The sequence below is a fragment of the Bradyrhizobium sp. Ses1 genome, from assembly GCF_059512365.1.
Window position 1 is genome coordinate 1 of record NZ_JCAMOQ010000209.1, and the last position, 529, is coordinate 529.

Genomic DNA, 529 nt, shown 5'->3' on the forward strand with positions numbered 1-529 from the left:
GCAAAGCGGCCGTTCGGCGGGCCTGAGGCAGTGCTGGCCTATCTGTCGCGCTACACCCACCGCCTCGCCATCGCCAACAGCCGCTTGATCGCCTTCGACAAGCAGGGTGTTACCTTCAGGTGGAAGGACTACCGCGTCGCGGGCCGCGATCGATACAAGCAGATGACGCTTGCCACAGACGAGTTCATCCGCCGCTTCCTCATCCACCTGCTGCCCAAGGGCCTGCACCGCATCCGCCACTACGGCCTGTTCGCCAAGAGCGCCTGCGCCGACAACATCGCCCGCGCGCGTGAACTGCTCGCCGTTCCAAAAGCCAAGAGCGAACCCAACGGTCCCGTTGTCGATGACAGCAAACCGGCTTGTCCTTGCTGCGGCGGTCGCATGATCATCATCGAGGTCTTCGCGCGCGGTGCAACTCCGCGGAATCCGCCGACAGCTCCGACGACCATCATCAGGGTCGACACCTCATGACCGCGTCACAATCCTGCAAGTCTGCTCATCGCGCTCGCTGGCTCTCGACCGGCCACGG

Annotated in this window: 1 protein-coding gene; it reads left to right on the forward strand. The window is 64.1% G+C overall.

Annotated elements, in window-relative coordinates:
- A partial coding sequence (locus tag AC5ZG5_RS46405) for a transposase (RefSeq protein WP_456671336.1) occupies positions 1–471 on the forward strand: 471 nt, incomplete at its 5' end.
- Positions 472–529 lie beyond the last annotated feature (58 nt).